This window comes from Sphingomonas sp. GW821-FHT03E12, from assembly GCF_059420685.1.
In genome coordinates this window covers 257594-275951 of the sequence record NZ_JBWKUF010000003.1, presented here as the reverse complement: position 1 = coordinate 275951, position 18358 = coordinate 257594, and the positions used below count along the sequence as shown (strand labels likewise).

At 65.9% G+C, this 18358-nt stretch carries 21 protein-coding genes and 2 tRNA genes; 10 read left to right on the top strand and 13 right to left on the bottom strand.

Annotated elements, in window-relative coordinates; genetic code table 11:
• Positions 1-96 precede the first annotated feature (96 nt).
• From AC07TU_RS10895 to AC07TU_RS10880, 4 genes are all read right to left on the bottom strand, one after another.
• A tRNA-Pro gene (locus AC07TU_RS10895) sits at positions 97-173 on the bottom strand.
• An 88-nt stretch (positions 174-261) separates the two neighbouring features.
• Positions 262-338, bottom strand: a tRNA-Ile gene (locus tag AC07TU_RS10890).
• A gap of 16 nt (positions 339-354) precedes the next feature.
• Entirely contained in the window at positions 355-1407 is a 1053-nt protein-coding gene (locus AC07TU_RS10885) for a polysaccharide deacetylase family protein (protein ID WP_495187929.1), read from the bottom strand.
• Between the two features lie 10 nt (positions 1408-1417).
• Positions 1418-3235 carry a sensor histidine kinase gene (locus AC07TU_RS10880; protein WP_495187928.1) on the bottom strand — a complete coding sequence of 606 codons (1818 nt, stop codon included), beginning with the start codon at positions 3233-3235 and terminating at the stop codon, positions 1418-1420.
• A 164-nt stretch (positions 3236-3399) separates the two neighbouring features.
• On the opposite strand from AC07TU_RS10880, the gene AC07TU_RS10875 reads away from it, so the two are divergent.
• A complete protein-coding gene (locus AC07TU_RS10875) occupies positions 3400-3864 on the top strand; it encodes an Lrp/AsnC family transcriptional regulator (protein ID WP_495187927.1) in 465 nt (154 codons plus the stop codon).
• A gap of 72 nt (positions 3865-3936) precedes the next feature.
• Here the strand turns inward: AC07TU_RS10875 and AC07TU_RS10870 are convergent, their stop codons facing one another.
• The gene (locus AC07TU_RS10870; RefSeq protein ID WP_495187926.1) at positions 3937-5199 is read right to left on the bottom strand and encodes a hypothetical protein; all 1263 of its coding nucleotides are present in this window, start codon (positions 5197-5199) and stop codon (positions 3937-3939) included.
• A 243-nt stretch (positions 5200-5442) separates the two neighbouring features.
• Here AC07TU_RS10870 and gyrA point away from each other — a divergent pair, with 243 nt between their 5' ends.
• Together gyrA and AC07TU_RS10860 are read left to right on the top strand one after the other, a co-directional pair.
• Complete coding sequence (gene gyrA / locus AC07TU_RS10865) at positions 5443-8187, top strand: DNA gyrase subunit A (protein ID WP_495187925.1); 2745 nt, start codon at positions 5443-5445, stop codon at positions 8185-8187.
• A gap of 129 nt (positions 8188-8316) precedes the next feature.
• Positions 8317-8661 (top strand): DUF952 domain-containing protein, encoded by a 345-nt coding sequence (locus AC07TU_RS10860; RefSeq protein WP_495187924.1) that lies wholly within the window; start codon positions 8317-8319, stop codon positions 8659-8661.
• A 1-nt stretch (position 8662) separates the two neighbouring features.
• On the opposite strand, the gene AC07TU_RS10855 is transcribed toward AC07TU_RS10860, so the two are convergent.
• Together AC07TU_RS10855 and AC07TU_RS10850 are read right to left on the bottom strand one after the other, a co-directional pair.
• The gene (locus AC07TU_RS10855) at positions 8663-9187 is read right to left on the bottom strand and encodes a GNAT family N-acetyltransferase (protein WP_495187923.1); all 525 of its coding nucleotides are present in this window, start codon (positions 9185-9187) and stop codon (positions 8663-8665) included.
• Between the two features lie 96 nt (positions 9188-9283).
• Positions 9284-9883 carry a LysE family translocator gene (locus tag AC07TU_RS10850; protein WP_495187922.1) on the bottom strand — a complete coding sequence of 200 codons (600 nt, stop codon included), beginning with the start codon at positions 9881-9883 and terminating at the stop codon, positions 9284-9286.
• Positions 9884-9956: 73 nt separating this feature from the next.
• On the opposite strand from AC07TU_RS10850, the gene AC07TU_RS10845 reads away from it, so the two are divergent.
• Positions 9957-10409: an Lrp/AsnC family transcriptional regulator gene (locus AC07TU_RS10845; RefSeq protein ID WP_495187921.1), complete on the top strand. Its 453-nt coding sequence runs from the start codon at positions 9957-9959 to the stop codon at positions 10407-10409.
• Here the strand turns inward: AC07TU_RS10845 and AC07TU_RS10840 are convergent.
• Both AC07TU_RS10840 and AC07TU_RS10835 read right to left on the bottom strand, forming a co-directional pair.
• The gene (locus AC07TU_RS10840; RefSeq protein WP_495187920.1) at positions 10406-10837 is read right to left on the bottom strand and encodes a DUF488 domain-containing protein; all 432 of its coding nucleotides are present in this window, start codon (positions 10835-10837) and stop codon (positions 10406-10408) included. The two genes, AC07TU_RS10845 and AC07TU_RS10840, sit on opposite strands and share 4 nt — an antisense overlap.
• Before the next feature lie 13 nt (positions 10838-10850).
• Positions 10851-11240 (bottom strand): VOC family protein, encoded by a 390-nt coding sequence (locus tag AC07TU_RS10835; RefSeq protein WP_495187919.1) that lies wholly within the window; start codon positions 11238-11240, stop codon positions 10851-10853.
• 139 nt (positions 11241-11379) lie between these two features.
• Here AC07TU_RS10835 and AC07TU_RS10830 point away from each other — a divergent pair, with 139 nt between their 5' ends.
• Positions 11380-12192: a GNAT family N-acetyltransferase gene (locus AC07TU_RS10830; protein WP_495187918.1), complete on the top strand. Its 813-nt coding sequence runs from the start codon at positions 11380-11382 to the stop codon at positions 12190-12192.
• A gap of 26 nt (positions 12193-12218) precedes the next feature.
• On the opposite strand, the gene AC07TU_RS10825 is transcribed toward AC07TU_RS10830, so the two are convergent.
• Positions 12219-12596, bottom strand: a complete 378-nt coding sequence (locus AC07TU_RS10825; RefSeq protein ID WP_495187917.1) for a VOC family protein — start codon at positions 12594-12596, stop codon at positions 12219-12221.
• Positions 12597-12637: 41 nt separating this feature from the next.
• Between AC07TU_RS10825 and AC07TU_RS10820 the strand changes: the two genes are divergently transcribed.
• The 4 genes from AC07TU_RS10820 (at position 12638) to AC07TU_RS10805 (ending at position 14918) form a co-directional block, all read left to right on the top strand.
• Positions 12638-13186, top strand: coding sequence for a GbsR/MarR family transcriptional regulator (locus AC07TU_RS10820; protein ID WP_495187916.1), 549 nt, complete (start codon positions 12638-12640; stop codon positions 13184-13186).
• 81 nt (positions 13187-13267) lie between these two features.
• A complete protein-coding gene (locus AC07TU_RS10815; protein ID WP_495187915.1) occupies positions 13268-14098 on the top strand; it encodes a fatty acid desaturase in 831 nt (276 codons plus the stop codon).
• Complete coding sequence (locus tag AC07TU_RS10810) at positions 14095-14547, top strand: hypothetical protein (protein ID WP_495187914.1); 453 nt, start codon at positions 14095-14097, stop codon at positions 14545-14547. Before AC07TU_RS10815 ends, AC07TU_RS10810 begins: the two co-directional genes overlap by 4 nt.
• Entirely contained in the window at positions 14544-14918 is a 375-nt protein-coding gene (locus AC07TU_RS10805; RefSeq protein WP_495187913.1) for a hypothetical protein, read from the top strand. Before AC07TU_RS10810 ends, AC07TU_RS10805 begins: the two co-directional genes overlap by 4 nt.
• Before the next feature lie 41 nt (positions 14919-14959).
• Here the strand turns inward: AC07TU_RS10805 and AC07TU_RS10800 are convergent, their stop codons facing one another.
• Positions 14960-15604 carry a lysoplasmalogenase family protein gene (locus AC07TU_RS10800; protein ID WP_495187912.1) on the bottom strand — a complete coding sequence of 215 codons (645 nt, stop codon included), beginning with the start codon at positions 15602-15604 and terminating at the stop codon, positions 14960-14962.
• 127 nt (positions 15605-15731) lie between these two features.
• On the opposite strand from AC07TU_RS10800, the gene trmFO reads away from it, so the two are divergent.
• A complete protein-coding gene (gene trmFO / locus AC07TU_RS10795) occupies positions 15732-17093 on the top strand; it encodes a methylenetetrahydrofolate--tRNA-(uracil(54)-C(5))-methyltransferase (FADH(2)-oxidizing) TrmFO (protein WP_495187911.1) in 1362 nt (453 codons plus the stop codon).
• A gap of 1 nt (position 17094) precedes the next feature.
• On the opposite strand, the gene AC07TU_RS10790 is transcribed toward trmFO, so the two are convergent.
• Both AC07TU_RS10790 and AC07TU_RS10785 read right to left on the bottom strand, forming a co-directional pair.
• Positions 17095-17577, bottom strand: coding sequence for an EF-hand domain-containing protein (locus AC07TU_RS10790; RefSeq protein WP_495187910.1), 483 nt, complete (start codon positions 17575-17577; stop codon positions 17095-17097).
• Positions 17578-17635: 58 nt separating this feature from the next.
• On the bottom strand, positions 17636-18259 hold the full coding sequence (locus AC07TU_RS10785; protein WP_495187909.1) for a squalene/phytoene synthase family protein: 624 nt from the start codon (positions 18257-18259) through the stop codon (positions 17636-17638).
• Positions 18260-18358: the final 99 nt, after the last annotated feature.

Sequence of the window (18358 nt, the reverse complement as noted above, 5' to 3'; positions counted from 1 at the left end):
CCTAACGCAATGGTTGCTGAAGAAACCATGTGCCGCGCTACCACTGGTCGAACACTATGGCACGCTAGTCGAAATCAGGACCGGCCGTGATCGAAATGGTCGGGGAGACAGGATTCGAACCTGCGACATCCTGCTCCCAAAGCAGGCGCGCTACCAGACTGCGCCACTCCCCGACGCTGGGCGCGGTTAGGCGCTAATGCGTCCCCGCACAAGGCCCGCTACAGCAAATGCCGCTTTATTGGCTGCTGCATGGGACGCCGCTGGTGGGCCCGGCAGGACTTGAACCCGCAACCTAGCCGTTATGAGCGGCCAGCTCTAACCAATTGAGCTACAGGCCCCCAGCGGCCCCTGCGCTTAAGGGCGAACGCGGCGTCCGGCAAGCGCCGCGCGATCCAGCGCCGCCAGGATTTCATCATGCGATGCCGATGCGATGCCGAGCTTCGCAAGCAGGCCGAACGCCGCCTCCCACCAGGCATGGAATGCGCGCAGCTCCGCGGCGTCGCGCACATAGGGGGTGTAGCCAGGCGCGGCCGAGGGGGAGTGATAGGAGAAGAGCAGCATCCGCGCCCCTTCCCCTGCCGCGATCCGGATCGCCTCCAGCGCCAGTTCGACCGGCATTTCCTCCGGCGTCAGCGCAACGCGCGCGAGCAGGCCCAGCCGTGCCGCCACACCGCGTCCGCGCGGGACATGGCCCAGCGCGCCGTACAGGCCCGCGCCGCCCGATCGCGCCGCCCCGGTGTAGATCGTCGTCAAGGGCAGTTCGGCCAGCCCGGCTTCACCCGTCCAGAAGCCATGATTGCCGATCGCGGTGAAATCCGGACCGCCCTCCGCCGAATAGTCATAGCCCGAGCGCATCGATGTATCGACGCGATACCCCTCAGCCGCCAGCAGCGGGAGCGAATTGGGGCCGATCCCGTAGCGGCCTGCCCGGAACATCACGGGCCGCCGGCCGAATGCCGAGGCGATCGCGCCGGTCAGCACCGCGAGCTTCGCGGCTTCCAGTTCGCGCGGCAGATTGCCGACGAAGCTGTTGTGCGGCACCACCGCCTCATCGAACGGCGGGTTGACCCAGGGGTGAAGCTGAGTGCCGATCGCCGAACGCCCGTCGGCGAGCATCTCGCGCAGGATCTCGATCGACATGGGGCAGGTCACGATGGGATGATCGACCATATAGGTCGCAGGCACGCCGTGCGCCGCGAACAATGCGTGCATCTCCGGAAGCGCACGCATCGCCTGCGTCGCGCGATTCTCGCGGCGCAGCGGCTGCGACCAGTCGAACTCCTCTTCGGTATCGACAAACACGGTGAAGCGCGTGCCGAAATCTTCCGGCCACGCGATTGCGCTGCCCTGCGCCGGCGCAGGCACGCGATATCCCCGCCCTTCGGCGCCCCCTTGTCCGCTTCCCATGCCGGGGTCTCTAGCGCACTTGCTCCAAAGACTTAGTTACTGCCGCCGGAAGACGGATCGTCAAGCGCTCAGGCTCGATCACCAGCGATCCGGACAGCTCGCGCGTCAGGTTCCGGATCAGCCGCAGCGCAAAACCGGTGCCAAGCAGCGCAGCCTCTTCACGTTCGTCGTCGATCGTGAAGATCGCGTCGCCCGGATAGGCGGCCAATGCCCGCGGCCGGTCGAAATCGATCGCGACGGTATCATTCTCGGCGGTCAGCCGCACGCCCATCCGCTCGCCCTCACCCGCGGCCGAGAGCAGGGTCGCCAAGGTACGCGAGAGCAGCCGTTCGATCGCGCGCGCATCGCCCGCCACGACCAGTTCGTCCGCCGGGAGCGCGACATCGGCACCGCGCATCACCGCCAGCGGCGCAAGCTCGTCCGCCACCCGGTCGAACAGCGGCTGCAACGCCACTTCCCCCGGATGGAGGCGCAGGGCCGAGGCATCGATCCGCGCGGCAATGTCGAGATCGTCGATCGCGGCCAGAAGCGCACGCGCGCGATCGCGAATCAGCGCCGCCCGGTCGCGGTAGACGGGCGCGGCCTCGCCCAGGATCTCGCGCTCGATCAGTTCGGAAAAGCCGGCGATCGCATTGGTCGGCGTCCGCAGTTCGTGCATCAGCTGGCGCAGCGAATCCGCGCCGTGGGTGCCGCCGGACTGTACTGCGGTCTCGTCGGCGCGCGGGCGCCGGGCGGTGCCGCGATAGCCGGTGAAGCGGCCGCTTGCCGGATCGAAGGCCGCATTGGCCGAGATCCGCCAGTCGCCGCCCGCGTCGCTGTCTCCTGCGACGAACAGCCGCGCGCCGGAGAAGCGCGTGCGCTGGCGGAGCGCGCCCGCCGCCACACCATCGACGCGCGAGCCGTCGGGCATCGCGGTCATGTCGAGCGAGAGGCCGATCAGCGGCGATCGCGAAATGCCGTCAACCCAGCGGATCACGCCCTGTGCGTCGGTCTCGAACCGGAATCCGCTGGCACGTTGGGGCAGGCTCGCCGCCGCGGGCCGCTCGGGCTGGCGCGTGTAGAAGGCGTCGATCCGCGCGACGACGTCGGCGATCTCGAACGGGCCGCCCGGCCCCTGAACTTCTGAAGGAACCTCCGGCCCGGTCGAGTCCTTGCGCTGGGTCTTGATCAGGTCGCCATGGAGCGCCGCGGGCTTCTGCGCTTCGCCGTCCGGCGCTGCTGCCTGCTGGAGCGCCGCGGCGACCAGCGGAATCCCGAGCGCGGCGACGCCGACGGGTATGAAGGGCGAAGCCGGTGCCAGAACAGCCGCTTCGGCCGGAACCTCTTCGTCCGATTCGGACATGACAGGTGGAGCAGCCGGAGCGGCTTCGCTCACCACCGCCTCAGAACCCAGCACGAAATCCGCCGCGCGAAACCCTTCCAGCGCGCTGTCGACGCCCACGGGCAAGTCGCGCCGCCCGCGCAGCACGCCGCGCGCCGGAGCGGACAGATGTGGCAGCAGCTCGATCCATTCGCCTGAGCTCAACCGCGCCGTGCGCAGGATCGGCGCGGCGACCGCGATCTCATCCACCACGCACAATTGCACCAGCGCAGCGGGCGGCTCCGCCATTTCGAGTGATCGGGTGCTGGTGATCCGCACCGCGACCGGCACGTCGCCGCGAATCGATTCGAGCAGCGCAAGCGCGCGCGCATCGTCCGGGATCCGCCGGCGGCCGATCAGGTCGACGAGCTGCCGCCAGGCCGAGGCCTTGCCGAACGCCGTCGAGACATCCGCTGCCAGCACCGTTTCAAGGGTATCGTCGAACCGCACCGAATCTGTCGTTCCCACCCGCAGAAAAGCCTGCTGCAATCAAACCTTAACGCGGCAAAACGCCCGCGCAAACTGGTGATTTCGGGACGTCGCATAGTGGGACAATTGCGCTTGCGCGTAATTATCTTATGTGTACGGGACACATGGCGACTGTTGCTGTCGCGCTACAGGGGAATGGATGCATGGCTTTTGACGAGATCGATCGGCAGATCATGGCACATCTTCAGGCCGATGGCCGGATGACCAATGTCGATCTGGCCGACCGCGTCGGCCTCACCGCGCCGCCCTGCCTGCGCCGGGTCCGCACGCTCGAGGAAAAGGGCGCGATCCGCGGCTACCACGCCGATCTCGATCCGGTCTGGCTGGGCTATACGATCACCGTCTTCGCGATGGTGAGCCTCAAGAGCCAGGCCGAAACCGATCTGGAGGCGTTCGAGGCGCATGTCGCGAACATTCCCGAGATTCGCGAATGCTACATGCTCAACGGCGATATCGACTTCATCCTGAAGATCGTCGCCAAGGATCTGAGCAGCTTCCAGCAGTTCCTGACCACCAAGCTGACCACCGCGCCCAACGTCGCGCATGTCCGCACCTCGCTCACCATCCGCTCGTCCAAGTCGCTTCCGGGTGTTCCGGTTGAACCCTGAAGCCCAGGCCTGAGGCGCAAACAAAAAGGGGCGGCCCAACGGCCGCCCCTTTCTTTTTGAGATGCCCCAGCCTCAGGCCAGCGGCAGATCGAGCCAGGTGGTCCAGAACTTCGCGATCTCGCCACGCGGCGTGCCCGTGACGGCGGCGAAGGCGGTCTTCGCTTCGGCCTTCTGGCCCGACAGCGCCAGCGCGATGCCAAGGCGCGTGTTCACGACATTGGTGTCGACGCCGCCCTTCTGGAGCGCGAGCCGGTACAGCTCGACCGCCTTGGGATAGTTGCGGGTGCCGAGATAGGCATCGCCGGTCTGCTGCGCGACATTGCCCTTGGGGGCGGCAGTCGCACGCTTTTCCTCGGTCGCCAGCGGAACCTCCGCCTTTTCCTGAGCGCTCGCCGTCGTGTAGAGCTGGTTGATCGCGGCGTTGGTCTTGGTGACCTTGCCGCTCGCGCGGCCCTCGTCGATCACCGACTTGACCTCGCCCGGCAGACCGCGGCGCTGCGCGACGTCAGCATATTGCAGATAGTCGCTCTCGCCGCCCATCGCCTTCGACGCGCGCATCAGGCGCAGCACGTCGAGCCGCTGGTCGGGGTCGAGCTGGACGCCCTTGTCCTGAAGCTGCTCGAGATAGATGAGCATCGACGAGCGCCATGCCTCAGGGCTCGGATAGGCAGCAATCTGGCGGCCCAGCCAATCGGCGGCCATGGCCTTCGCGCCCGACGTGTACAGCTTCGACACGACCAGCTTGTACCAGTTCTCCGGCGCCTTGCGGCCCGCAGCTTCCTCAGCCTTGATCGCCGCGTCGATGGCGGCGATTCCGGCGTCGCGCTGGCCCGCATCGAACTGTGTCTGCGCGATCAGCAGGTTCATGTTCACGCCGTTCGGCACATAGCCCAGGTCACGCGCCTTGGTGAAATAGGCCAGCGCGTCCGCCGGCTTCTTCGCCTTGTTGGCGAAATCGCCGCGGAAGAAGTTGAACCGGCCGCGATCCGCCTGCGGCGTCTTGGGGTTGGCGATCAGCGCATCGAGCGCGGTGATCGTGCTCGCGGTGTCGTTGGTGTTGGCAGCGGTCTGCAGGCGGAAGTTCGCCGCATAGAATCGCTCGTCGTCGCTCTTCGCCACCGCGTCGAGCGCGTCGAGCTGCGCCTTGGCGCCGGCCCAGTCCTTCGCCTCGATCAGCTTCTGGACTTCCGACGCAGGCTTGCGGAATTCTGCGCTGAGCTTGAGCTCAGGCGCCTTCTCGTCCTTCTTCTGGGCCGCGGCGGGCGCGGCTCCGGCGGTGGCAGGCACGCCGATCAGGAGCACTGCAGCCAGCGCGGCTTTGGAAACAGACTTCATTCGGGACTCTCCTTACGCGGGTACGCGTAGCAAATGGGGCGCAACCGCTCTAGTAATCCGCCTCGCCCGGTCAAGGCACAGCGCGTCATTTCAACCCTTGGTTGCGCGCGCTGAACGCACATTGAACGCCTTCGATCCCGGAACGCCCTTCACGCGCGTGCGCACGCGCGTGGGCTTGGCAGGTGGTCCCCGCCCCGCTAGAGCGGTCACAACACTGAAACAACCCTTCGAAAGCACCGAAACTTGACCGACGAGACCGTCCTCGCGGACCCTTCCGATATCACCCCCATCTCGATCGTCGACGAGATGAAGACGAGCTACCTCGATTACGCGATGAGCGTGATCGTGGCGCGCGCGCTGCCCGATGTCCGCGACGGTTTGAAGCCGGTTCACCGCCGAATCCTCTATGCGGCGCAGGAGGGCGGCTATCTGCCCGGCCGCGCGTATCGCAAATCGGCCCGCCTGGTCGGTGACGTGATGGGTAAATATCACCCGCACGGCGACAGCTCGATCTACGACGCCATGGCCCGCATGGCGCAGGACTGGGCGATGCGCGTGCCGCTGATCGACGGCCAGGGCAATTTCGGATCGATGGACCCCGATCCCCCCGCCGCGATGCGTTATACCGAGGCGCGCCTGGCCAAGGTGGCGATGTCGCTGCTCGACGATATCGACAAGGACACGGTCGATTTTCAGGACAATTATGACGGCTCGGAGAGCGAGCCGACGGTCCTGCCCGCGCGATACCCGAACCTGCTGGTCAACGGCGCCGGCGGTATCGCGGTCGGCATGGCGACCAACATTCCGCCCCACAATCTGGGCGAAGTGATCGACGCCTGCCTCGCGTACATGGACAATGGCGCGGTCACGGTCGAAGACCTGATGGAGATCGTCCCCGGCCCGGACTTCCCCACCGGCGCGCTGATCCTTGGCCGCTCAGGCTGCCGCAGCGCCTATCAGACCGGCCGCGGGTCGATCATCGTCCGCAGCCGCCACACCTTCGAGCAGCGCGGCGAGCGCCGCTCGATCGTCCTCACCGAAATCCCCTACCAGCAGGGCAAGAACGCGCTGGTCGAGAAGATCGCCGAAGCCGCGAAGGAAAAGCGCGTCGAGGGCGTCAGCGATATTCGCGACGAATCGAGCCGTGAAGGCGTGCGAATCGTCATCGACCTCAAGCGCGACGCGACCCCCGAAGTCGTGCTCAACCAGATCTGGCGCAACACCCCGGCGCAGTCGAGCTTCCCGGCCAACATGCTCGCGATCCGCGGCGGCCGTCCCGAACTGCTCAACCTGCGCGACATCGTCGAGGCGTTCGTCCGTTTCCGCGAACAGGTCATCACCCGCCGCTCGAAGTTCGAGCTCGCCAAGGCGCGCGACCGGGCGCACATCTTGCTCGGCCTCGTCATCGCGGTCACCAACCTCGATGAGGTCGTCCGCATCATCCGCAGCTCGTCCAGCCCGGTCGCGGCCCGCGAAGCGCTGCTGATGCGCGAATGGCCGATCGCCGAGATCGCACCGTATATCCGCCTTGTCGAAGCGGTCGAAACCGAGGTGACGGGCGACGTCTATCGCCTGTCGGACATCCAGGTCCGCGCGATCCTCGACCTGCGCCTGCACCGCCTCACCGCGCTGGGCCGCGACGAGATCGGCGACGAGCTCAAGGGCCTCGCCGATTCGATCGCCGAACTGCTCGAAATCCTCGCCAACCGCATCAAGCTCTACGAAGTGCTGCGCGAGGAGCTGGTCGCTGTCCGCGATCAATACGCCACCCCGCGCCGCACCGAAATCGCCCCCGCCGCCGACGGCATCGAGGACGAGGATCTGATCGAGCGCGAGGACATGGTCGTTACCGTGACCATGCAGGGTTATATCAAGCGCACCACGCTCGACACCTTCCGCGCCCAGGCACGCGGCGGCAAGGGCCGCGCCGGCATGGCGACCAAGGACGAGGACGTCGTCACCGAGCTGTTCGTCACCTCGACTCACACGCCGGTGCTGTTCTTCTCGACCCTGGGCAAGGTCTACCGGATGAAGGTGTGGAAGCTGCCCGAGGGCGGCCCCGCCACCCGCGGCCGGCCGATGATCAACCTCCTCCCGCTCGCGGCGGGCGAGACGATCTCGACCGTGCTTCCCCTGCCCGAGGACGAGGCCGAGTGGGGCAAGCTCCACGTCATGTTCGCGACCGCCAAGGGCTCGGTCCGCCGCAACTCGATGGACGCGTTCACCAACGTGCCGTCGAACGGCAAGATCGCGATGAAGTTCGAGGGCGAGGACGAAGACGATCGCCTGATCGGCGTCGCCCTGCTCGACGAGGCCGACGACGTTCTTCTCGCCACGCGCCAGGGCAAGGCGATCCGCTTCCCCGGCGACGATGTCCGTGAATTCCAGAGCCGCAATTCGACCGGTGTCCGCGGCATGCGGCTTGCCGAAGGGGATGAGGTCATCTCGCTCTCGATCCTGCACAAGGCGGGGATCAAGGATCAGGAAGAGCGCGACGACTATCTGCGTCACGCTCCGTGGAAGGCGGACAAGGACAGCGAACCGCAGATGACGCCCGAGCGCTTCGAGGAGCTGAAGGCGAAGGAGCAGTTCATCCTCACCGTCTGCGCCAACGGCTATGGCAAGCTGTCGTCCGCCTACGAATATCGCCGCACAGGCCGTGGCGGTCAGGGCATCACCAATATCGACAACATCGCCCGCAACGGCCTTGTCGTCGCCAGCTTCCCGGCGACCCAGGCGCATCAGCTGATGCTCGTCACCGATCAGGCGAAGATGATCCGCCTGCCGCTGACCAGCCTGCGCGTCATCGGCCGCGGATCGGCGGGTGTGCGCCTGTTCAACGTCGCCGATGACGAGCATGTCGTCTCCGCCGCCCGCATCGAGGAGACCGAGGAGGAAGAGACGGCGATCGAGGGTGAAGGCGAAGGCGCGGAAGCGGCCGATGCCACGTCCGGCAACGACGTCGCGGAGCCGGAAAGCGACGCGTAACCCCAAACCGTCACCCCGGCCTTGTGCCGGGGTCCACCGCTGGGCAAGCGGTGGGATCGAGCCTCATGCCCATCGGTTGCGTTACCGTGGATCCCGGCACAAGGCCGGGATGACGCCGGAGTGAGAGCAATGCACCCTACCACTGCCTATAAGGTGCTGACTGCCGAGCAGATGATCGCGCTCGAAGCCGGCACCTTCGCCGGTGCGCCGATCGATCTGGCCGATGGCTATATCCATATGTCCACCCGCGACCAGCTCACCGAAACGGTCGACAAGCACTTTGCGGGCCTGCACGATCTGTGGGTCGCCGCAGTCGATCTCGACGCGCTCGGCGAGGCGGTGAAATGGGAAGTCTCCCGTGGCGGCGCGGAGTTCCCGCACCTCTACGGCCGGCTCACGCTCGAAACGGTGATCGCCTATTCCCCGCTCGAGCGCGAGGACGACGGCACCGTCAGGCTTCCGGTCACGGGCTGAATCAGCCGTCCAGCCGCACGCACCAGATGCGGTCGTCATCGATCCGGTCGCCCAGCTGAAAGGTACAGCGGCCAACCTCGCGAAACCCGTAGCGGGTGTAGAAGCGCTTCGCACGCTCGTTATGGTCGAACACCGTGAGGTAGAGTTCCGGCGCGCCGGCTTCCCGCGCGGTCGCAAGACCCCATTCCATGAATCGCGCGGCAACGCCGGCCCCATGCCAGCCGGACAGAACATAGATCTGCTGCAGCTCCATAGCGCCCGGCGCAGCGTCAATTGCCGGCGCGCGCAACGGCGTCAGTTTCGCATAGCCGATCGGCGCTCCATCAACGGTGGCGACGCGCCAGCGCACTGCGCCGTCGGCAAAGTCCCGCGCCATCGGCCCGTCCGGCGCATAGACCGTATCGCAGAACGCCTCGAACGCGGCCGGGGCGTAATCGCTGGCGAAGGTGTCGGTGAAGATCCGCCGCGCAACAGGCAGCAACGCGTTCAACACCCCCGCATCGGGATCGACATACCGGACTTCCACTGGCGCTCCTGCGGCTGAACCTCTTTGGAGATTCATCATATAAAGAATTCTTTATATGATAGTCCAGCACCTCAGATTCCCCGATAGCGCCCCGGGCTAGCCCGTCACGGTCGGATAGAGCGACGCAATCAGCAGCACCGCCGCTGAGATGTTGAACATCCGCAGCCGCCGCCTGTCACCCAGCCAGCGCCGCAGCTTCACGCCCATCACGGCCCACAGGCCCACGCATGGCAGGTTCACTGCACCGAACAATCCGGCCACCAGCGCCAGCCCGATCCACGGCTCGACCGGCGGCAGATAGACCGTCACCCCGGTCAGCGCCATCGTCCACGCCTTGGGATTGACCCACTGGAACAAGGCCGCCTGAACAAAGGTCAGCGGGCGCCCGGCGGCGTCCCCTTCGCCCGGCGGCGTGGCCGTGGCGACCTTCCAGGCAAGGTAGAGCAGATAGGCGACGCTCACCCATTTGAGCACCGTGTGTGCCAGCGGATAGCGCGCGAACAGCTCCGCCAGTCCCAACCCGACCAGGACGATCATCAGGACGAAGCCCAGCGACACGCCCAGCATGTGCGGGACGGTGCGCCGGAGCCCGAAATTGGTACCCGACGTCATCAGCATCAGGTTGTTCGGCCCGGGCGTGATCGAGGAAACCAGGGCGAAGACGCTCAGCGCCGGCAATGTCTGCATCCACAACATCGCGCAAGAATATGCGATTCCGCGCCGAATGAGCTTGCAAATACACTTGATATTTGACGATAGATTGCAATCTATGGCCGATTTTGACGCGATTGATCGCAATATATTGCACGAGCTGACGGCAAATGCGCGGATCACCAATCTCGCGCTTGCCGAGCGAGTCGGCCTCTCACCCTCGGCCTGCCTGCGCCGCGTGCAGGATCTCGAGCGGATCGGGGTCATCAAGGGCTATCGCGCAATCCTCGACCAGGCCGCGCTCGGGATCAGCTTCACCGCCTATATCGCCGTCGGCCTGTCGCGCCACACCAAGAGCGAGCAGCAGGAGTTCGAGCGCGCAATCGATGCCGCCCCCGAAGTCCGCGAATGCCATAACGTGACCGGTACAATCGAATATCTGCTGCGCGTCGAGGTCAAGGACCTCGCATCCTACAAGCGCTTCCACACCGATGTGCTCGGCGCCCTGCCCCAGGTCTCCACGCTCACCTCGTACATCGTGATGGGGTCGCCCAAGGACGAGCGCGCCTAGGGGATCAGATCGACGACTTCCGCGCCCTCTCCCTCCGCAGCGATCAGCAGCGTACGGTGGCACATGGCGGGGTCGCGCTCGAAGCAGAGCAGCGCACTCGGCATCTCCGCGATCAGCGCCCGCATCTGCGCGGCCTGGGCCTGGGCCTCGGGCAATTCGAGCTGACCGGCATAGACCGTCTTCAGCGTCGCCCGATCGCCCTTCTTCGCCGCGTCGCGCCCCGGCTTGGGCGTCCCCAGTGCCTTCAGATGCACATAGCCGATGCCGTGCTCCTTCAGCGCGGCCGCCAGCGGCGCCCTGGAGAAGCCGGGGCGGCGGGAGAGCGGCAACTGGCGCACATCGATCACCTGCCGCACACCCGCCCCTTCCAGCGCGGCGAGGAAGCTCTCCATCGTCGCGCCCTCATAGCCGATGGTGAAGACCTTCATTCCGCGCTCCCAGCTACTCCGGCTTGTGGCACACCGCCTCGACGTTGATCCCGTCGGGATCGTAGACGAACGCCCCATAATAGCCCGGATGATAATGCGCGCGAATACCCGGCGCGCCATTGTCGCGGCCGCCCGCCGCCATTGCCGCGGCGTAGAAGGCATCCACCTCCGCCCGGCTCTCCGCAACGAACGCGATATGGATGCCGGCGCCCTTCGGTCCGCCATTGCTCAGCCAGAAGTCGGGCTTGCCGTGCTTCCCATAGCCGATGCCGTGATAGATGCCGCCGGTCATCGCGGGGGTGACCTCCATCACCACGCTCGCACCGATCGCCCCCAGCGCCGCATCATAGAAACGGCGCGAGGCTTCGAAGTCGCTCGCCGAGACACCCATATGATCGATCATCGCATCCTCCCGAAATAAAGGGCCAGACTAGCTCAGTGCTGCCCCACCGCTGTCAGCAGTGTGCAGTGCTTGACGATCATGCCCGGCAATCCGTGACATAGCCGTGGAAATTTCCACGCCCGCGGATACAGGCCACGGCATGATCCGGAAGCTCGCGCCCGAATACCATCATCGTGCCCTCCCGTTGCTCGGCCCGGACGATTCGATCAACGCGCTCAGCCTCAACGCCATCATCGCGGGCACGAACCGCGGCGCGGTCTATGTCGACGATCCCGAACAACCGCGCACCGCGCTGATCGACCAGACGGGCATCATCAGCTTCCTTGTCGGCGATCCGGAGAATCCCGCCTTTCTCGATGACTTTGATCGCTTCCTTGACCAGCAGCTGGGGCCGGACACATTGGCCTCCTGCGGCGGAGACACCTTCGTTGCCGTGCTCCACAACACCGCCTGGCAGCGGGCGCTCGAGCCCGTTCTCGCCCAGCGCGAGCCGGAGGGCGACGAGGAATGCTATTTCACGTTCGGTGGTGATGCGTACCTGCCTAGCCTGCCCACGCTACCCGCAGGCTTCACGGTCAGGCGCATCGATGCGGCTCTCGCCGCCAATGAGGATATCGCCGAGTGCCTGCTCGAAAGCTGGCTCGACACCGAGCACTTCCTCGCGCACGGCATCGGCCAGGCGGTGATGGAGGGCAATCGCGCGGTGAGCCTCGCCTTCTCCTGCGCCGCATGGAACGGGCGGCAGGAAATCAACTTGCTGACCTTCGACGACGACGATCAGGGCCGCGGTTTTGCCACCCATGCCTGCACCGCCTGGCTTGCCGACGCGCTGCAGGCCGGCGTCACCCCGCACTGGACCGCCATGGCCAGCAACACCGCCTCGCTTCATCTCGCACGCAAGCTCGGGTTCGTCGAAACGGCGCGGCGTCCGACGATCGAGTTCCAGTTCTAATCCCAGCGTAAGGGGCACGGCCACGCTCATTCGGGCCTGTGGCAAACCGCTTCGACATTCATCCCGTCCGGGTCGATGACGAACGCGGCATAGTAATCGGGATGATAGTGTTCGCGTATCCCCGGCGCGCCATTGTCCCGCCCGCCCGCCGTCAGCGCCGCGGCATGGAAACCATCGACCGCAGCCCGGCTCTCTGCGCGAAACGCATGATGCACGCCGGTGCTCACCGGCTCGCCATCGGCGATCACGAAATCCACCTCATCCACCCCGAACAGTATGATGGCGTTGCCAAGGCCATTGGTCTCCTCGCCCATCACCCGGTAACCAAGCGGCGCCAGCGCAGCCGCATAGAAACGCCGCGACGCCGCGATGTCGGTTACCGGAATGCCGAGATGGTCGATCATGATTGACTCCTTCAATTTCTGAAATTACAGAAATAACCAACATGACCCGCTTCGCAGACCATCCCGACGCCAAGGCGTTCATCCTCCACTGGGGTGAGATGGGAACGCAATGGGGCGTCAATCGCTCCGTGGCGCAGGTTCATGCGCTGCTCTACCTCGCCGATCGCCCGCTCCATGCGGAAGAGATCGTCGACACGCTCGGCCTCGCCCGCTCCAACGTCTCGACTGCGCTCAAGGAGCTTCAGGGCTACGGCATCGTCCGCCGCGTCCATGTCGAGGGCGATCGCCGCGACCATTTCACCGCCGAGACCGATCTGTGGGAAATGCTCATGCGCATCGTCGCCGAGCGCAAGCGGCGTGAGGTTGATCCGACCATCCAGCTGCTCGGCGAGCTCGCCGCGCGCCTTGCTGCTGACGAGACCGCCCCGCCCCAGGTGCGCGAGCGTGTCGGCCGGATGCACGAATTCATCGGCACGCTGGGCAGCTGGTATGACCAGGTTCGCGTGCTGCCCAAGCCCACGCTCGTTACCCTCATGAAGCTCGGCGGCAAGGTCGCGCGCTTCATCCCCGGTTCCCGCAACAAGGACTGATCCGACACCGCGCCCGACGCCCCGATCTCGCACGCCAACAGATTTCTGAAATTACAGAAATATCAGCAAGGGAGAAATGAGATGGCCAGACATCATCCCGCCGCCGCCGATCCGGCACTCGCCCATGTCGCATGGCGCGATCTGGTGACGATGCGCCCGCGCGACGGACTGATCGAATGCCTCCACCCCCTCCCGTGGCTCGCGCTGTCGTTCGCCTTTGCGCAGTTCGATCTCTGGCTGCTCGCCATCCCCGCCAGCTTCATGTTCTTCCTGACGGCGTTGCGGCTCAATCATGAGGCGATCCACCACAATCTGGGCTTCAGCGCGCGCGGACATCGCCGCGTGCTCCATGCTCTCAGCGCCCTGATGCTCGGCTCCAACAGCTCGGTCGCGTTCAACCATCTGCTTCACCACCAGAAGGTCGGCACCGACGACGATATCGAGGGGAAATGCGGCAATATGCGCCTGCTCGAGGTGCTGCGCTTCGGGCCTCGCTTCCCGGTTGAGACGCACCTGTTCGGCTGGCGCAACGGCGGGCCGCAGCTCCGGCGGCGCATGGCGATCGACCTTGCGTTCAACCTGTTGGTGATCGGCGCCGCAATCGCCAGCCAATGGGCGCCCCTGCTCTACCATATTGCCGCGATGCTGGTGGCGCAGAGCCTGACCGCCTTCTTCGCGGTGTGGATCACGCATCATGGCTGCGAGGAGGGGCTGGTCGCCCGCACCCAGCGTGGCCGGCTGTTCAACCTCGTCAGCTACAACATGTTCTTCCACCTCGAGCACCACCTCTTCCCCGCGGTGCCCGTCAGCCGCCTGCCTGCCCTCGCCGCCCGCATCGACGCCGCAGCGCCAAAGCTCGCGAAGCGGCTGCGGATGGTGGTGGTGCTGCCGAGATTCGGAGGTGCTCGGTGACTGGCTTCACCTATAGACGCGGCGCCTTGCTCGCCACGCTCTGCGCAGGCCCGGTGTACGTCCTGCCGATCATCTTCCTTATACTCCCTCAGGCCGACACCGTCGCGGATACAGTCGGATTAGTCTTCATGATTGCGATCTCGATCCCGTTAGGCGTGATGGGTGCGTTCCTGCCGATCTCTTTCGGCGGCTATGTCATGGCGGTGTGGGGCAGCCGCAATCCGCGCGCACGCTGTCCCGCGCTGTGGGGCATGGCTGGCGCCGCGGTGGCGGCGTTGATCGCCGCCATCCTGTACGGGGAGGACCGCGATATGCGGTTCCTGGTCGCCATCATCGGCATGTTCGCCATCACTGGCGCCATCTGCGCTCTCCTCATCCGCTTCGGAACGCGGTGGGACGACGAAGCCCCTGCCAACGTCATCAATGCTCACGAAGGAGAAGTGAAATGATCGAGACCGTCTATGCGCTCTATCTCGCGATCACGATTGCGCTCACCATCTGGGTCGCACGCACGCTCAGCCGCAACGGCATCGTGTTTCTGACGCAATGTTTCGGCCAGAACGAGACGCTGGCCCAATCGACCAACCACTTGCTGGTCGTCGGCTTCTACTTGATCAACCTTGGTTTCATCACCCTGACGCTGAGCATTGGCAGCGAACCGGTGACAATCCCCGACGCGATCCGCTTCCTCAGCGCCAAGGTCGGCCTCGCCGTAATCGTGCTGGGCGCGATGCACTTCTTCAACATGGGTGCGATCGCAAAGTTCGGGCGCAAGGTGAATGACTGGCTGAACAGCACGGTTCGCCCTGCCACCGCATAAGGCATCATCGGAGCGCCGGAAACGGCGCTCCGATACCTCTGCTACCGTGTGCTTTTCTCCGACGACAGCGTCTGAACCACGCCCCATGCGATCAGCGCCTGTGCCGCAAAATAAGTCGGCCAGATCAGCAGGCCGGGCACCGCCGATTCCTTGAGCACGCCAAAGCGCGAGAAGATCAGCAGATCGCTCACCACGAACAGCACCGCGCCGATCCCGACGCGATAGCGCGGAAACCGGCTGGTCCATGCCGTCGCAGCCATGATGCCGAGGAACGCGCCATAGGCGCCCACCGGCAGCGCCTGCCCCGCGGGGGCCGCAAGCAAAGCGCTGATCAGGATCGTCGCGGGGGCAAGCAGATAGCCGAGCAGCTTCTGGCTCGATGACGGGTTCGCCCTGCGGTTCCTCAAGTACAGCGCGATCGCTACCGCATGGCCCGCCGCAAACGCCGCGCCGCCGATGGTGAAGCCATGCGTCTCGAGCAGCAGATCGCCCAACGCGCCTAGTCCCAGCGCGCCCGCGATCAGCCAGCCATCGGTGCTCCGCGCCTGTGTCGCCGCCCAGATCGCGAGCAAGGCCACCCCGCTGGTCTTCCACGCCGCCTTCAGCGCGCCCCCGTCGGCCAGGCCCCACGCCGTCAGCGAATAGCTCGCCCCCGCCAGCACCGCGATCCAGAACAGCCCCCGCATGCACTTTCCCTTTTCCTACAGCCCTGCCCTTGGCGTAAGGGCTTTGACAAGGGCGTCCGGTACGACCGGTCGCGTGTCAAGCAGGCGCGAAAAATCCCTGCATATGTGTCAACTTCCCGAGAGAGCCGTGTCAACTTCGCTCCCCCATCAAGTCCATATCATCGGCGGCGGTCTCGCCGGTTCGGAGGCCGCCTGGCAGCTCGCCAATGCCGGTATCCGCGTGAAGCTCTCCGAAATGCGCGGCAGCGGCGACATGACACCCGCGCACCAGACCGATGGCCTCGCCGAGCTGGTCTGCTCGAACAGCTTCCGTTCCGACGACGCAGAACGCAACGCCGTGGGCCTGCTGCATCAGGAGATGCGCGACCTCGGTTCGATCATCATGGCGCAGGGCGATCTCCATAAGGTACCCGCCGGCTCCGCGCTCGCGGTCGACCGCGACCATTTCTCGGACGGCGTCACCGCCGCGCTCGAAGCGCATCCCAACATCAGCATCGTCCGCGAACGAGTGGATCAGCTTCCCGCCGAAGGCCTGACGATCGTCGCCACCGGCCCGCTTACTGCGCCCGGCCTTGCCGACAGCATCGGGTCGGCCACCGGCAAGGACAGCCTCGCTTTCTTCGACGCCATCGCCCCGATCGTCCATCGCGAGAGCATCGACATGGACGTGGCGTGGATGCAGTCGCGCTGGAACAAGGTCGGCCCCGGCGGCACGGGCAAGGATTACATCAACTGCCCGATGACCAAGGACCAGTATCTGGCCTTCCATCAGGGCCTGATCGACGGCGAAAAGGCCGAGTTCAAGGAATGGGAGAAGGTCCCCTATTTCGAGGGCTGCATGCCGATCGAGGTGATGGCCGAACGCGGAGTCGACACACTGCGCTACGGCCCGATGAAGGGCGTGGGGCTGGACGACCCGCGCACCGCCTGCGCGGAGTTTCCGAACGGGCGCTGGCCCTATGCCTGTGTCCAGCTGCGTCAGGACAATGCCAATGGCACGCTGTGGAACATGGTCGGCTTCCAGACCAAGCTGAAGCATGGCGCACAGGTCGCGCTGTTCCGGACGATCCCCGGTCTTGAGAATGCCGAGTTCGTGCGGCTTGGCGGCCTCCACCGCAACACCTTCATCCGCTCGCCCGAGCTGCTCGATCCGACGCTGCGGCTGAAATCGCGCCCACATATCCGCTTCGCCGGGCAGGTGACCGGGTGCGAAGGCTATGTCGAAAGCTCGGCGATCGGCCTGCTCGCGGGCCGTTTCGCCGCCGCCGAGATCCTCGGCCGCACGCTCGCTCCGCCTCCGGTCGAGACCGCGCTGGGCGCGCTGCTCGGCCACATCACCGGTGGCGCGGAGATCGAGACCTATCAGCCGATGAACGTCAATTTCGGCCTGATGCCGCCGATCGAGGGTCGCACCAAGAAAGCCGATCGCAAGCTCATGTACACCGCCCGCGCGCGCACTGCGTTTGCGGAATGGGTCAAGGCGGCCTGACCTACTCTTCCGCCGCTTCGGCCAGTGCCTTCGCCACCTCGGCGCGGCAATCGCATTGCGGCCGCGCCCCAGCCTTGCGCTTGGGGGCGGTGGTGGCGAATTCGGCGCGGGTCAGCCCGCCCGACTTGTCCTTGTCCGCCTCGGCAAACTTGGTCGAGGTCCGCACCGTCCACTCCTCGAACGACAGCTTGCCGTCGCCATTGGTATCGAGCTTGGCAAAGGCCTTGCGCCGCGGCTGCTGAAGCTCGGCGAGCGTGACGATGCCGTTCTTGTCCTTGTCGTTGCGGTCGAAACGCTTTTCCTCACGGCTTCGATCCGCCCGCGGGACTTCGGCAGGCTGCGCCTCCTCGCCCTTCGCCTCAGCCTGCTGCACGGCCTTGGGTGCCGGCGGTACCGGCTCTGGGGTCGCCCGGCTCTGGAACAGGAAGATTCCCGCCCCCGCCATCAACAACGCCGCGATGCCGCCCGCGAAATAGCGCCACATGCCGACTCTCCCCCCGCAAGGGAATCAACCTACGCCTTCCATCCGCGGCAGCAAGACGTCACTTTCCGGTCAGCCGGTGCCACAGGGCGCGTCCCGTCCGCCGCGGCGATCCGAGGGGCACGCCGGCGAGGTCGAGCCTCGCCAGATGCGCCATCGCCCCCAGTGCGCGTCCGTTGCGGCTCCAGCGCACTGCGGTGGCTTCGGCCAGCGCCTGCTCCGCGATCATGCGGGCACCCGCCACCTCGCGCGGATCGCTGAGCCCCTGCGCCAGATCGGCCAGCGCCCATCCCTCTCCCGCCGGCGTCAGCGGATCCTCAGGCGAGGCACCGGCGAGCGCGCCCGCAAGCTCGAACAGCCGCGCGCCGCGTTGCGCAAAGGCCTTCAGCGCCGCCCCGTCCAGCTCTTCCTGCAGCAGCGCCTGCCAGGCCTCTGCGATCCCAGCAGCCGCCGCACCGGTCACACCATCGCGCAGCACATCGCGCGCCATCTCCTCCAGAACCGGCTCGGCAGGCGGCGGCGCGCTGTCGAGTTTCACCAGTGCATCATGCCACCATTGCAGGCGGATCTGGCCCAGCATCGGTTCGGTCGTCGTGCGCACCGTCTCCGCCAGCTTGTCGTCCAGCGCCAACAGCGCCGCCAGCGCCCGGCCGGCCGCTGCACCGGGCGCATAGGCCAGGATCATCCTTCGTTCCGGATCGGCAATCATCGGCCGCCTCCGTAGCGGAGCGATCGATCACGATTGGTTAACCATGCGCTTTCAGCGGGCGTTAGCCGCACCTGG

Coding starts and splice junctions, on each gene's coding strand:
- AC07TU_RS10885 (WP_495187929.1), bottom strand. CDS start 1,407: ATGGGAAGCGGACAAGGGGGCGCCGAAGGGCGGGGATATCGCGTGCCT.
- AC07TU_RS10875 (WP_495187927.1), top strand. CDS start 3,400: ATGGCTTTTGACGAGATCGATCGGCAGATCATGGCACATCTTCAGGCC.
- AC07TU_RS10870 (WP_495187926.1), bottom strand. CDS start 5,199: ATGAAGTCTGTTTCCAAAGCCGCGCTGGCTGCAGTGCTCCTGATCGGC.
- AC07TU_RS10860 (WP_495187924.1), top strand. CDS start 8,317: ATGCACCCTACCACTGCCTATAAGGTGCTGACTGCCGAGCAGATGATC.
- AC07TU_RS10850 (WP_495187922.1), bottom strand. CDS start 9,883: ATGTTGTGGATGCAGACATTGCCGGCGCTGAGCGTCTTCGCCCTGGTT.
- AC07TU_RS10845 (WP_495187921.1), top strand. CDS start 9,957: ATGGCCGATTTTGACGCGATTGATCGCAATATATTGCACGAGCTGACG.
- AC07TU_RS10840 (WP_495187920.1), bottom strand. CDS start 10,837: ATGAAGGTCTTCACCATCGGCTATGAGGGCGCGACGATGGAGAGCTTC.
- AC07TU_RS10835 (WP_495187919.1), bottom strand. CDS start 11,240: ATGATCGATCATATGGGTGTCTCGGCGAGCGACTTCGAAGCCTCGCGC.
- AC07TU_RS10830 (WP_495187918.1), top strand. CDS start 11,380: ATGATCCGGAAGCTCGCGCCCGAATACCATCATCGTGCCCTCCCGTTG.
- AC07TU_RS10825 (WP_495187917.1), bottom strand. CDS start 12,596: ATGATCGACCATCTCGGCATTCCGGTAACCGACATCGCGGCGTCGCGG.
- AC07TU_RS10820 (WP_495187916.1), top strand. CDS start 12,638: ATGACCCGCTTCGCAGACCATCCCGACGCCAAGGCGTTCATCCTCCAC.
- AC07TU_RS10815 (WP_495187915.1), top strand. CDS start 13,268: ATGGCCAGACATCATCCCGCCGCCGCCGATCCGGCACTCGCCCATGTC.
- AC07TU_RS10805 (WP_495187913.1), top strand. CDS start 14,544: ATGATCGAGACCGTCTATGCGCTCTATCTCGCGATCACGATTGCGCTC.
- AC07TU_RS10800 (WP_495187912.1), bottom strand. CDS start 15,604: ATGCGGGGGCTGTTCTGGATCGCGGTGCTGGCGGGGGCGAGCTATTCG.
- AC07TU_RS10790 (WP_495187910.1), bottom strand. CDS start 17,577: ATGTGGCGCTATTTCGCGGGCGGCATCGCGGCGTTGTTGATGGCGGGG.
- AC07TU_RS10785 (WP_495187909.1), bottom strand. CDS start 18,259: ATGATCCTGGCCTATGCGCCCGGTGCAGCGGCCGGCCGGGCGCTGGCG.